The organism is Bradyrhizobium sp. 62, assembly GCF_023073035.1.
Taxonomy (GTDB): domain Bacteria; phylum Pseudomonadota; class Alphaproteobacteria; order Rhizobiales; family Xanthobacteraceae; genus Bradyrhizobium.
The window spans coordinates 171,833-185,029 of sequence record NZ_JADPIT010000016.1; the positions used below are offsets into that span (position 1 = coordinate 171,833).

The following is a 13,197-nucleotide window of genomic DNA, read 5'->3' on the forward strand; positions in this document are numbered from 1 at the left end:
AAGTGAGGCTAGCCTCGCACCTCAGATCTTCTGATTGTACTCGCCAACTTCGGGATGGGTGCGCAGCACGCTGTTCACCATCTCGAACATGTCGTGCATGCGCTGCTCGGAGACCGGGCTTTCGACCACGACGACGAGCTCGGGCTTGTTGGAGGAGGCGCGCACCAGGCCCCAGCTGCCGTCCTCGACCGTGACGCGGACGCCGTTGACTGTGACGAGATCGCGGATCGACTGGCCGCCGATCTTGGCGCCCTTGGCCTGCAAGCCCTCGAAGTGCTTCACCACCTTGTCGATGACGCCGTATTTGACCTCGTCGGCGCAATGCGGCGACATGGTCGGCGACGACCAGGTCTTCGGCAGCGCGTTCTTGAGATCGGCCATCGACTTGCCGGCAGCGCGATCGAGCATGTCGCAGATCGCGAGCGCCGACACCAGACCGTCGTCATAGCCGCGTCCATACGGCTTGTTGAAGAAGAAGTGGCCGGACTTCTCGAAGCCGGCGAGCGCACCCGTCTCATGGGTGCGGCGCTTCATGTAGGAATGGCCGGTCTTCCAATAGGTGGTTTTCGCGCCCTGCTTCTGCAGTACCGGATCGGTGATGAACAGGCCGGTCGACTTCACGTCGACGATGAACTGCGCATCCTTGTGGATCGCGGACATGTCGCGCGCCAGCATCACGCCGACCTTGTCGGCAAAAATCTCCTCGCCGGTGTTGTCGACCACGCCGCAGCGATCGCCGTCACCGTCGAAGCCGAGACCCACATCGGCCTTGTGCTGCAGCACCGCGTCGCGGATCGCGTGCAGCATCTCCATGTCTTCGGGGTTCGGGTTGTATTTCGGGAAGGTGTGGTCGAGCTCGGTGTCGAGCGGGATCACCTCGCAGCCGATCGCCTCCAGCACCTGCGGCGCGAATGCGCCGGCGGTGCCGTTGCCGCAGGCCGCGACGACCTTGAGCTTGCGCTTAAGCTTCGGACGGCTGGTGAGATCGGCGATGTAGCGCGCCGGATAATTCTCATGGAATTGATAGGAGCCGCCGGCCTTGTTCTTGAACTCGGCGCCCAGCACGATCTCCTTCAACCGCGTCATCTCGTCGGGGCCGAAGGTCAGCGGGCGGTTGGCGCCCATCTTCACGCCGGTCCAGCCATTGTCGTTGTGCGAGGCCGTAACCATGGCGCAGCAGGGCACGTCGAGGTCGAACTGGGCGAAATAGGCCATCGGCGTCACCGCCAGCCCGATGTCGTGCACCTTGCAGCCTGCTGCCATCAGGCCGGAAATCAGCGCATATTTGATTGAGGCCGAATAGCCGCGGAAATCATGACCGGTGACGATCTCTTGTCTGACGCCGAGCTCCGCGATCAGCGCGCCCAGCCCCATGCCGAGCGCCTGGATTCCCATCAGGTTGATTTCCTTCTGGAACAGCCAGCGCGCGTCGTATTCGCGAAAGCCCGTGGCCTTCACCATCGGCTCGGATTCGAAGGCATAGGTGTTGGGCAGCAACACGGATTTCGGCTTGGGGAACATTGAGACGGTCTCGTGAAAAAGAGCCAGATTTAATGCAGCCTTAGCGAATGCCGGGCCGCAGCGGAAGGCGGGAATGGCAGCTTATGGATGATAATTGCGGCAGTTTGGTAACGGGGAAATCTGGCCGCGAGAGCGGTCAAAATAGAGATCTTCTTGAATATGTGGTCGCTGGAGCCTTTGGGAGAACCTTTACTGCTCCAGCACCATCTGGCCGTTGGCGTATTCGAAGCGCTTGAGGCGGGAGAGGAAGGAGAGGCCGAGCAGGTTTTCGGACAGCGCCTCGTCGGGCAGCACCATGGCATCGACGTCGCGCACGATTAGGCCGCCGACATCGAGCATGGCGATGCGGGTGCGCGCGGCCTTGATGGTGCCGTTGGCGGTGGAGACGGTGGCGTTGTAATCGCCGCGCGAGGGACGCAGGCCGAAACGGGCGGCCGAGGTCTCGTTCAGCGCAACCACGGAGGCGCCGGTGTCGACCATGAAGCCGATGCGCTGGCCTTCGATCCGGCCCTCGGTCTGGAAGTGTCCGCGGCCGTCGCGGGGGATGTTGAGGCTGCGGCCGCCGGCCGGCGCGGTGGACGCGACTGCTACCGTACGCGGCACCGACGTCGCCGAAGCGGAGCTCATCCTGTCCGCCATCTGCGCCATGAAGGTGCCGAGGCCGATCATGATCGCCGCGAAGATCATTAAGATACGCATCACACCACTCGAAGCCGAAGCTCGATTTCACCACGCGGCAGGCCACTCCGCGAGCGACGCTGCGGCCAGAGCTGTGCTATTTTGACGAAAAGGATGAGCAGACGGTTAATGCGTGTTCGTAACGCTCACGTCCCGCGCGGCTTGACCCGGCGGGTCGGCAGCGCATTCGCCGGATCTTCCGGCCAGGGATGGCGCGGGTAGCGGCCGCGCAAATCGGAGCGCACTGCACTGTAGCTGCCGCGCCAAAAACCGGGGAGATCGCGCGTCACCTGCACCGGGCGCTGCGCCGGCGACAGCAGTTCCAGCACCAGCGGCACCTTGCCGGCGGCGATTGAGGGATGGGTGTTGAGGCCGAACAATTCCTGGAGCCGCACCGCGATGGTCGGCCCCTGCTCGGCTTCATAGTCGATCGCGAGCACGCTGCCTGTCGGCGCCTCGAAATGCGTCGGCGCCTCGCGGTCGAGCCGCGCGCGCATCTCCCACGGCAACAACGCCATCAACGCGTCGGAGAGATCGCCGGCGGAGATATCCTTCAGCGCGATCTTGTCATAGAGCGCCGGCACCAGCCAATCGTCGCGCCGCGCGATCAACCCGTCGTCCGACAGATCTGGCCAGCTGTCGCCTTCGGCCTTGCGCAAAAACATCACGCGATCGCGCCATTGTTTGGCTAACTTCGACCAGGGCAGCCGGTCGAGGCCGGCGGCGATCAGCCCGTCTGCGAAGATGCGCGCAGTGTCCTCCGAGGGCGACACGGCAAGTGTCGCCTCCGAGAGCGTGATCGCGTGCAGCGCGCGCTTACGTCGCGCCCGGAGCGCCATCGCGCCGCGATCGAACGAGATCTCCTCGACGGATTCGATATGCTCGGCGAAATGCTGCTCGATCTCGTCCTGCGAGATTTGCGCTGCGAGCAGAATGCGCCCGCTCGCCGCCGTGCCGATCATCTCGCCGATCGCGATATAGGGCGCGCGGGCGAGCGACGAGGTCTGATCCACGGCAGCGCCTCGACCGTTGGCGAGCACGAAGCTGCCATTGCCGCGGTTGCGCGCGACGCGATCCGGGAAGGCGTAGGCCAGCATCAGGCCGGTCGAGAGATCACCTTCGCCGGTCGCCATCTTCTCTGACGCCGCCACCTGCGAGGCCCAGCGCCGCGCGAGGTCGCGCGCGCTTGCGGCCCGCGGGGAACGGTCGCGGCGGAACTGATCCCGCCGGTGCTCGAGATCGACGCTGTCGCCGCCGAGCCCGCGCTCGGTGATGATCGCGGCGATCTCGGCGGCGGCTTCGCCTTCGCCGGCACGATGCGAATCCACGATCATGCGCGCGAGCCGCGGCGGCAGCGCCAACGCGCGCAGGCTCTTGCCTTCCGCGGTGATGCGGCCATCGCCATCGAGCGCATTGAGCTCGGCGAGCAGGCTTTTTGCTTCCTTCCAGACCGGCTGCGGCGGCGGGTCGAGAAACGACAGCGCGGCAGGGTCGGCGACGCCCCATTGCGCGAGATCGAGCACCAGCGAGGACAGATCGGCGCTGAGGATCTCGGGCTGGGTGTAGGGCGCGAGCGAGGCTGTCTGAGGTTCGTCCCAGAGCCGGTAGCAGACACCGGGCTCGGTGCGGCCGGCGCGGCCGCGGCGTTGGTCCGCCGCCGCGCGCGAGACGCGCACGGTCTCGAGCCGGGTCAGGCCGATGTCGGGCTCGTAGCGCGGCACGCGGGCAAGACCGGAATCGACCACGATGCGCACGCCCTCGATGGTCAGCGAGGTCTCCGCGATCGAGGTCGCCAGCACCACCTTGCGCGTGCCTTTGGGCGCCGGCGAGATGGCACGGTCCTGCACGGCGGCGTCGAGCGCCCCGAACAGCGGCACGATTTCAATGCTGGAATCCTGTATGCGTTCGCCGAGGAGATTCTGGGTGCGGCGGATTTCAGCGGCGCCCGGCAGGAACGCCAGCACCGAGCCGGCATGGGCCCGCAGCGCCGAGGCGATCGCATCCGCCATCTGCCGCTCGATCGGCACGTCCGCCTTGCGGCCGAGATAGAGCGTCTCGACCGGAAAGGCGCGGCCCTCGCTTTCGACGACGGGCGCTTCGCCGAGCAATTTTGCCACGCGGGCGCCATCGAGCGTTGCCGACATCACGAGGATGCGCAAATCCTCGCGCAGGCCGGTTTGCGCATCGCGCGCGAGCGCGAGGCCCATGTCGGCATCGAGCGAACGCTCGTGGAATTCGTCGAACAGGACGGCGGCGATGCCCGACAGCTCGGGATCGTCGAGGATCTGGCGGGTGAAGATGCCCTCCGTCACCACCTCGATGCGGGTCGCGCGCGAGATCTTCGAGCCGAAGCGAACGCGATAGCCGACAGTCTCGCCAGCGCGTTCGCCCAGTGATTTGGCCATGCGGTCGGCGCTGGCGCGCGCCGCGATGCGCCGCGGCTCCAGCACGATAATCTTCTTGCCCTTGGCCCAGGGGGCATCGAGCAGCGCCAGTGGCACGCGCGTGGTCTTGCCGGCGCCCGGGGGCGCCACCAGCACGGCGGCATGATGCGCCTCCAGCGTGCGCGAGAGCTCGTCGAGCACGGCATCTATCGGGAGGGGCGTGTCGAAACTGCGGGGCAAAAGCTCGCTTCCGTCATCACCCGCGCATGCGGGTGATCCAGTAAACTCGAATCCCGGTTATTACGAAGATTGCGGATTACTGGATACCCCGCCTTCGCGGGGTATGACAATCATTTGCCGCTATCAACCCTGCACCGATGGCCGTCCGACGCTCTCATACACGAAGCCAGCCGCAGCCATTTCTTCGGGGCGGTAGATGTTGCGGAGGTCGACGATGACGGGCTGCGCCATGGTCGCCTTCAGCCGATCGAGATCGAGCGCCCGGAACTGCACCCACTCGGTGACGATCACGATCGCATCGGCGCCTTCCGCGCAGGAATAGGCATCCTCGCAATAGGTGATGCTGGGCAGCTCGCCCTTCGCCTGCTCCATGCCGACGGGATCGAAGGCCTTCACCTTCGCGCCCATGTCGATCAGGCCGGTGACCAGCGGGATCGACGGCGCATCGCGCATGTCGTCGGTGTCGGGCTTGAAGGTGAGGCCGAGCACCGCGACGGTCTTGCCGCGCAGCGAGCCGCCGAGCGCCTGGCTCACTTTTCGCGCCATCGCCCGCTTGCGGTTCTCGTTGACCGCGAGCACGGATTCGACAATGCGCAAGCTCACGTCGTAGTCCTGGGCGATCTTGATCAGCGCCTTGGTGTCCTTCGGAAAGCACGAGCCGCCGAAGCCGGGGCCGGCATGCAGGAATTTGGTGCCGATGCGGTTGTCCAGGCCAATGCCGCGCGCGACCTCCTGCACGTTGGCGCCGACCTTTTCGGAGAGGTCCGCGATCTCGTTGATGAAGGTGATCTTGGTCGCGAGAAACGCGTTGGCGGCGTATTTGATCATCTCGGCGGTGCGGCGCTCCGTGAACATCAGCGGCGCCTGGTTCAGCGACAGCGGCCGATAGATGTCGCTCATCACCTTGCGACCGCGCTCGTCGGAGGTGCCGACGACGATGCGGTCGGGGAATTTGAAGTCGCGGATCGCCGCGCCCTCGCGCAGGAATTCGGGGTTCGAGGCAACGACGACGTCGGCCTTGGGATTGGTCTCGCGGATGATGCGCTCGACCTCGTCGCCGGTGCCGACCGGAACGGTCGATTTGGTCACGACGACGGTGAAGCCGGACAGCGATTGCGCGATCTCTTTCGCGGCGGCATAGACATAGGACAGATCGGCGTGGCCGTCGCCGCGGCGCGACGGCGTGCCGACCGCGATGAAGACGGCATCGGCATCCGCGACCGGCTTGGACAAATCGGTGGTGAACTCCAGCCGCTTCGCCTTGACGTTGGTCGCAACCAGTTCCTCAAGCCCGGGCTCGTAGATCGGGATCTCGCCGCGATGAAGGGCCGCGATCTTCTTCTCGTCCTTGTCGACGCAGATGACGTCGTGACCGAAATCCGCAAAGCAGGCCCCGGACACCAGTCCCACATAGCCCGTGCCGATCATAGCAATGCGCATGAAAAACCCTGTTTGGCTTGGTTAACGAAACCGCAATTCCAAGGCGGTTTAGCATTTTCCCGTGGTGAGGGAACAGCCCGCGTGCAAAAAACGGCACGGCAATTGTACCGGTTAAGAAATCGTAAGCCGCAAGGCGCCAAACTGCTCCGCGTTCACACAGATCCTGGCGGAACACGCCTCGAAAAGAGACACCATGGCACCATCAGGCACAATCGCCGCGAGCGGGGGACTCAAGGCCCCGGCTGCTGCGCGTGTCGATTGGATCGATTACGCCAAGGGCATCTGCATCGTCATGGTCGTGATGATGCATTCGGTGCTGGGGGTCGAGCTCGCCGCCGGTGAGACCGGCTTCATGCATGTTTTGGTGGCCTTCGCAAAGCCGTTCCGGATGCCGGATTTCTTCCTGATTTCGGGCCTGTTCCTGCCACTGGTGATCGACCGGGATTGGCGAACCTATCTCGACCGCAAGGTGGTGCATTTCGCCTATTTCTATGTCGTCTGGGTGACAATCCAGTTCGGCTTCAAGGCCCCCGCCTTCGCGGCGGAAACGAGCTGGCGCGACGCCGGCTTGCTCTATCTGGAATCCTTCGTCGAGCCGTTCGGCACGCTGTGGTTCATCTACCTCCTGCCGATCTTCTTCGTCGTCACAAAACTGACACGGCTAGTCCCGCCGCCCGCGATCTGGCTCATCGCGGCCGCACTGGAGACGGCGCGTGTCGCAACGGGCTGGACCGCGATCGACGAATTCTGCGCGCGTTTCGTCTATTTCTATTCGGGTTATCTGTTCGCGCCCTACGTGTTCGCGCTGTCGGACCGCGCGCGCAATCATCCTGCGTGGGCGCTGGCAGCGCTCGCGACGTGGACGCTGGTCAATGGCGGTCTGGTTATGCTCGGCACCAGCGAGTGGAAATTCGTATCGCTCGTGCTCGGCTTCGCCGGGACCTGCGCCATCATCACGATGGGCACGCTGCTCGCGCGCGTGCAATGGCTGAACGTCTTCCGCTTCTGCGGCGAGCATTCGATCGTGATCTATCTCGCCTTCTTCCTGCCGATGGCGGCGACACGAACGCTGCTCTTGCGCACGGGCATCATTCCCGACATCGGCGCGGTGTCGTTGATCGTGACCATCGTCGGCGTAATCGGCTCACTCGCAATCTGGCAGATCGCATTGCGCCTTGGCGGCAGTTTCCTGTTCGAGCGACCTGATGCGTTCTGGATCGCGCCGAAGAAAACAGGGGCGCGGTTGCAGGCGGCGGAGTGATACTCTGCTGTCATCCCCGCGAAGGCGGGGATCCAGTATTCCAGAGGCAGCAGTCGTATGCGGATAAGTCGCAGCGTACTGGATTCCCCGCCTTCGCGGGGAATGACAGCGGTGGGTGCGGGAAATGACAGTGGGGATAGCGGCTCCAGCAAGCCAAAAATCCACCTCCCGAGGCTGTCAAATCCCGCAAAAATTCATACATTGCGGCCATGCCCAAGAGCTCCCCGAAGACCACCGCCCAAGCTGACACCAAGGCTGCCGCGCCCAAGGCCGCCGAAACCAAGCCCGCTGCCGCGACAGCTGCTGCCAAGCCCGTCGCCGCGAAGGCGGCCGGCAAGGGCGACCATGTCTTCCTGGTCGACGGTTCCGGCTACATCTTCCGCGCCTACCATGCGCTGCCGCCGATGAACCGCAAGTCCGACGGCTTGCAGGTCAATGCCGTGCTCGGCTTCTGCAACATGCTGTGGAAGCTTTTGCGCGAGATGCCGGAGGACAACCGGCCGACGCATCTGGCGATCATCTTCGACAAGTCGGAAATCACCTTCCGCAACAAGATCTATCCTGAGTACAAGGCACACCGGCAGCCGGCCCCGGACGATTTGATCCCGCAATTCGCGCTGATCCGCGAAGCGGTACGCGCCTTCGACCTGCCTTGCCTGGAACAAGTCGGCTTCGAGGCCGACGATCTGATTGCGACCTATGTGCGGCAAGCCTGCGAGCGCGGCGCGAGCGCGACGATCGTGTCCTCCGACAAGGACCTGATGCAGCTCGTCACCGATTGCGTCACCATGTACGACACCATGAAGGACCGCCGCATCGGCATCCCCGAGGTGATCGAGAAGTTTGGCGTGCCGCCGGAGAAGGTGGTGGAAGTGCAGGCCCTGGCCGGCGATTCCACCGACAACGTTCCTGGCGTGCCCGGCATCGGCATCAAGACTGCGGCGCAGCTGATCGTCGAATATGGCGATCTCGAGCAACTGCTGTTCCGCGCCACCGAAATCAAACAGCCGAAGCGGCGCGAGGCGCTGATCGAGAACGCCGAGAAGGCGCGCATCTCGCGGCAGCTCGTATTGCTCGACAACGAGGTCGACCTCGACGTCCCGTTGGACGATCTCGCCGTCCACGAGCCCGATGCGCGCAAGCTGATCGCGTTCCTGAAGGCGATGGAATTTTCCACGCTGACGCGCCGCGTCGCCGAGTTCTCGCAGATTGATCCGGCCAACGTCGATGCCGATCCAGGCTATTCCAGCGGCGCCAGTGTCTTCTCGCCGCTGCCGCCTTCGGACGTCGTGCCGGCCCCGGGAACCGGCGCGCCGGCGCAAGTGCCAGTGGGCCAGCGCAATGCATCGGCGACCAAGGAGGACAAGGCCGCGAGCCCGAAGGGCGCGCCGATCTCTCTCGCCGCCGCGCGCGAAGAGGCTTTGCGGAAGCTCCCGGTCGACCGCAGCAAGTACCAGGCCGTCAAGACGCTCGCGGAACTGAACGCGTTCATCGCGCGCATCCATGATGCCGGCCATGTCGCGGTCGAGATCCGGGCAAACTCGATCGATCCGATGCAGGCCGATCTCTGCGGTATCGCGATGGCGCTGGCGCCGAACGAGGCCTGCTACGTGCCGTTGGCGCACAAGCAGTCCGGCGGCGGCGCCGGGCTGTTCGACGCGGGCCTCGCGCCCGACCAGGTCAAGCATGCCGAGGCGATCGAGGCGCTGCGGCCGGTACTGGAATCACCAGGCATTCTCAAGATCGGCTTCGACGTCAAATTCACCGCGGTGATGCTGGCGCAGCACGGCATCACATTGCGCAACACCGATGATGCCCAGCTGATCTCCTACGTGCTCGACGCCGGCCGCGGCTCGCATGCGCTGGAGCAGCTGTCCGAGCGCTGGTTCGGTCACGCCATGCTCAAGGAGAACGAGCTGCTCGGCAGCGGCAAGGGCAAGATCACGTTCGACCAGGTGCCGATCGACAAGGCCGCGGCGCTGTCGGCGGAAGGCGCCGACATCACCTTGCGCGTCTGGCGCGTGCTGAAGCCGCGCCTTGTCGCCGAGCACATGACCACGGTCTACGAGACGCTGGAACGGCCCCTGGTATCGGTGCTCGCGCGCATGGAGCGGCGCGGCATTTCGATCGACCGCCAGGTGCTGTCGCGTCTCTCCGGCGACTTCGCTCAGACCGCGGCCCGCGTCGAAGCCGAGATCCAGCAGATCGCGGGCGAGCCGGTCAATGTCGGCAGCCCGAAGCAGATCGGCGACATCCTGTTCGGCAAGATGGGACTGTCCGGCGGCACCAAGACCAAGACCGGCGCGTGGTCGACCACCGCTCAGGTGCTCGACGAGCTCGCCGAGCAGGGCCACGACCTCCCGAAGAAGATCCTGGAGTGGCGCCAGGTCTCCAAACTGAAATCGACCTACACCGACGCGCTGCCGACCTACGTGAATGCCCAGACCCACCGCGTCCACACGACCTACGCGCTGGCCGCGACCACGACCGGCCGGCTGTCGTCGAACGAGCCAAATCTGCAGAACATTCCGGTGCGCACCGAGGACGGCCGAAAAATCCGCCGCGCCTTCATCGCAACGCCGGGGCACAAATTGGTCTCCGCCGACTATTCGCAGATCGAGCTGCGGCTGCTCGCCGAGATCGCCGACATTCCCGTGCTGCAGCAGGCGTTCCGCGACGGTCTCGACATTCACGCCATGACGGCATCGGAAATGTTCGGCGTGCCGATCAAGGGCATGCCGAGCGAAATCAGGCGCCGCGCCAAGGCGATCAATTTCGGCATCATCTACGGCATTTCGGCATTCGGTCTCGCCAACCAGCTCGGCATCGCGCGCGAAGAGGCCTCCGCCTACATCAAGAAATACTTCGAGCGCTTCCCCGGCATCCGCGCCTACATGGACGAGACGCGCGACTTCTGCCGGAACCACGGCTACGTCACCACGTTGTTCGGACGGAAGATGTACTATCCCGACATCAAGGCTTCGAACGCCTCGGTGCGCGCCTTCAACGAGCGCGCCGCGATCAACGCCCGGCTCCAGGGCACCGCCGCCGACATCATCCGCCGCGCCATGACGCGGATGGAGGCTGCACTCGCCGAGAAGAAGCTTTCGGCGCAGATGCTGCTCCAGGTGCACGACGAACTGATCTTCGAGGTGCCGGACGCGGAGGTCGAGGCCACGCTTCCCGTCGTGCAGCACGTGATGCAGGACGCGCCGTTCCCGGCCGTGCTGCTCTCGGTGCCGCTACATGTCGATGCACGCGCAGCCAACAATTGGGACGAGGCGCATTGAAGCTACGTCTTCGCTTCGCTCCTTCCAAACTTACAGTGTCGTCCCGGCCCCCCGTGCGCAATTGCGCACTAGGCCGGGACGACGCTGGAGGGACACGCACAAGCTGAATTGTCCTCCGAGCAATTGCGCGATGGCGGCGCGATCGCCCGCACATTAAAATCGTGCCGTCTCCCGCACCGGTTCAGCCATGCCCCACGCCTCCGCCCTGCTCGGCTTCGCTCTCGTCTGCCTCGGCCTCGTGCTCACCCCCGGGCCGAACATGATCTACCTGATCTCGCGTTCGATCACGCAAGGGCCGGCCGCGGGCATCGTCTCGCTCGGCGGCGTGGCGCTCGGATTCGTGTTCTACATGCTGTGCGCGGCGTTCGGCATCACGGCGCTGCTGCTCGCCGTTCCCTTTGCCTATGACGCGTTGCGCTTCGCCGGCGCCGGTTATTTGCTGTGGCTGGCCTGGCAGGCGGTAAAGCCGGGCGGTCGCTCGCCATTCCAGGTCAAGCAGCTTGCGATCGACAGCCCGCGCAAACTGTTCGCAATGGGGTTCGTCACCAATCTGCTCAACCCGAAGATCGCGATGCTCTACCTCGCGCTGCTGCCGCAGTTCATCGATCCCACCGCCGGCAGCGTGCTGACGCAGTCGGTGGTGCTCGGCGCGATCCAGATCGCGATCAGTGTCAGCGTGAATGCCATGATCGCGCTCGCGGCAGGATCGATCGCGCTGTTTCTCGCAAACCGGCCAAGCTGGATGCTGGTCCAGCGCTGGCTGATGGGCACGGTGCTGGCCGGGCTTGCGGTGCGGATGGCGGTCGAGGCGCGGAAGGTGTGAGGCACGGCGCTGTCATGCCCCGCGAAGGCGGGGCATCCAGTACGCCACAGCTTCTCGGCTCAATCACTTCTGCCTCTGGAATACTGGGTCACCCGCCCCAGTGCGCAAGTGCGCACAAGGCGGGTGACGACAGCCTCCCCCCTCAATCCAGCTTCGCCTCCATGCCCCGCTTCACCGCCGGGCGTGCCATCAGAGCCTCGTACCAGCGCTTGACGTGGGGGAAGTCGGCCAGGTCAACCTTGTGGCGAGGGTGACGCCAGGCCCAGCCCAGGATGGCAAAATCGGCAACCGAGAGCTCGCCGGCGACGAAATCGCGGGCCTCCAGCCGGCGGTCGAGGACGCCGTAGAGCCGTCGCGTCTCCGCCATGTAGCGCTTGAGGCCGTAGGCGCGGTCCTGCTCGTTCTCGAGCGCGATGAAATGGTGCACCTGGCCCGGCATCGGCCCGAAGCCGCCCATCTGCCACATCAGCCATTCATAGACGGGGATGCGGCCCGAAAGCGATTTCGGCAGGAATTTGCCGGTCTTTTCGCCGAGATACAGCAGGATCGCACCCGACTCGAAGATGCTGACGGGCTTGCCGTCCGGCCCCTCGGGGTCGAGGATCGCGGGAATCTTGTTGTTGGGCGAGAGCTTCAGGAACTCCGGCGCCATCTGTTCGCCCTTGCTGATATTCACCGGGATCACCTTGTAGGGCAGCCCCATTTCCTCCAGCGCAACCGAGATCTTGCGGCCGTTCGGCGTGTTCCAGGTGTGCAGCTCGATGGTCATTTGTCGCGTGTCCTTCCCCGGGGATATCCGGCATCCACCTACTCCAGAACGTTGCACCCCCACAACCGATGGGCCGGGATGGCCGATCCCTGTTGACGGGGGAAGCCCCCTCTGGAATGTCGGGGCCGTCGCGGATAAATTCCGCCACCTCCAAAAACGCTCCCGAGGGCCCGCCGTGTCTAAATCAGCCTCCCGCGCCCGCCTGTTCGAGATCATCCGCCGGCGCTCTTTCGGCCGCGGCGAGGTGACGCTCGCGTCGGGCCGCAAGAGCGACTTCTACTTCAACCTCAAGCCGACCATGCTCGACCCGGAGGGTGCGACGCTGCTCGCCGAGCTGACCTATGAGGCGCTGAAGGACGACCAGCTCGATTTCATCGGCGGGCTCGAGATGGGCGCGGTGCCGCTGGCCGGCGCGCTGGCGCAGATATCCTGGATCAAGGGCCATCCCATCGCGGCCTTCTTCGTGCGCAAGAAGCCGAAGGAGCATGGCGCGAAGCTCGCGATCGAGGGGCTGCCCAGGGGCGAGACGCTGGAGGGCAAGCGCGTCGTGATCGTCGAGGATGTCACCACCACCGGCGGCTCGGCGATGAAGGCGGTGGAAGCGGTACGCGAGACCGGCGCCGAAGTGGTGCTGGTGCTGACCATGGTCGACCGCGAGGAAGGCGCCGACGACACCTTTGGCGCGGCCAACCTGCCATTCCGCTCGCTGTACAAGGCGTCGGAGTTCTTGAAGGCTTGAGCGGCTAGACTTTCTCCGCCGTCGTGCCCGGGCTTGACCCGGGCATCCACGT

The 13,197-nt window shown here is 64.8% G+C and carries 9 protein-coding genes; 4 read left to right on the top strand and 5 right to left on the bottom strand.

The features are described 5' to 3' along the window. Positions 1-21: 21 nt before the first annotated feature. The 4 genes from IVB47_RS19825 to IVB47_RS19840 form a co-directional block, all read right to left on the bottom strand. Positions 22-1,521 (bottom strand): phosphomannomutase/phosphoglucomutase, encoded by a 1,500-nt coding sequence (locus tag IVB47_RS19825; protein ID WP_247285418.1) that lies wholly within the window; start codon positions 1,519-1,521, stop codon positions 22-24. A gap of 189 nt (positions 1,522-1,710) precedes the next feature. Next, on the bottom strand, positions 1,711-2,220 hold the full coding sequence (locus tag IVB47_RS19830) for a TIGR02281 family clan AA aspartic protease (protein ID WP_247463509.1): 510 nt from the start codon (positions 2,218-2,220) through the stop codon (positions 1,711-1,713). Positions 2,221-2,345: 125 nt separating this feature from the next. After that, on the bottom strand, positions 2,346-4,823 hold the full coding sequence (gene hrpB / locus IVB47_RS19835) for an ATP-dependent helicase HrpB (RefSeq protein WP_247463510.1): 2,478 nt from the start codon (positions 4,821-4,823) through the stop codon (positions 2,346-2,348). 123 nt (positions 4,824-4,946) lie between these two features. Next, complete coding sequence (locus IVB47_RS19840; protein WP_247463512.1) at positions 4,947-6,263, bottom strand: UDP-glucose/GDP-mannose dehydrogenase family protein; 1,317 nt, start codon at positions 6,261-6,263, stop codon at positions 4,947-4,949. A gap of 193 nt (positions 6,264-6,456) precedes the next feature. Between IVB47_RS19840 and IVB47_RS19845 the strand changes: the two genes are divergently transcribed. The 3 genes from IVB47_RS19845 to IVB47_RS19855 all read left to right on the top strand — a co-directional run bounded on the left by IVB47_RS19845 (position 6,457) and on the right by IVB47_RS19855 (position 11,637). Further along, positions 6,457-7,524, top strand: coding sequence for an acyltransferase family protein (locus IVB47_RS19845; RefSeq protein WP_247463514.1), 1,068 nt, complete (start codon positions 6,457-6,459; stop codon positions 7,522-7,524). 209 nt (positions 7,525-7,733) lie between these two features. Then, entirely contained in the window at positions 7,734-10,814 is a 3,081-nt protein-coding gene (gene polA / locus IVB47_RS19850) for a DNA polymerase I (RefSeq protein ID WP_247463516.1), read from the top strand. 187 nt (positions 10,815-11,001) lie between these two features. Continuing rightward, positions 11,002-11,637, top strand: coding sequence for a LysE family translocator (locus IVB47_RS19855; RefSeq protein ID WP_247357663.1), 636 nt, complete (start codon positions 11,002-11,004; stop codon positions 11,635-11,637). A gap of 142 nt (positions 11,638-11,779) precedes the next feature. On the opposite strand, the gene IVB47_RS19860 is transcribed toward IVB47_RS19855, so the two are convergent. Next, the gene (locus IVB47_RS19860; protein ID WP_247463518.1) at positions 11,780-12,406 is read right to left on the bottom strand and encodes a glutathione S-transferase family protein; all 627 of its coding nucleotides are present in this window, start codon (positions 12,404-12,406) and stop codon (positions 11,780-11,782) included. A 175-nt stretch (positions 12,407-12,581) separates the two neighbouring features. On the opposite strand from IVB47_RS19860, the gene pyrE reads away from it, so the two are divergent. Next, entirely contained in the window at positions 12,582-13,145 is a 564-nt protein-coding gene (pyrE, locus tag IVB47_RS19865) for an orotate phosphoribosyltransferase (protein ID WP_247427090.1), read from the top strand. Positions 13,146-13,197 lie beyond the last annotated feature (52 nt).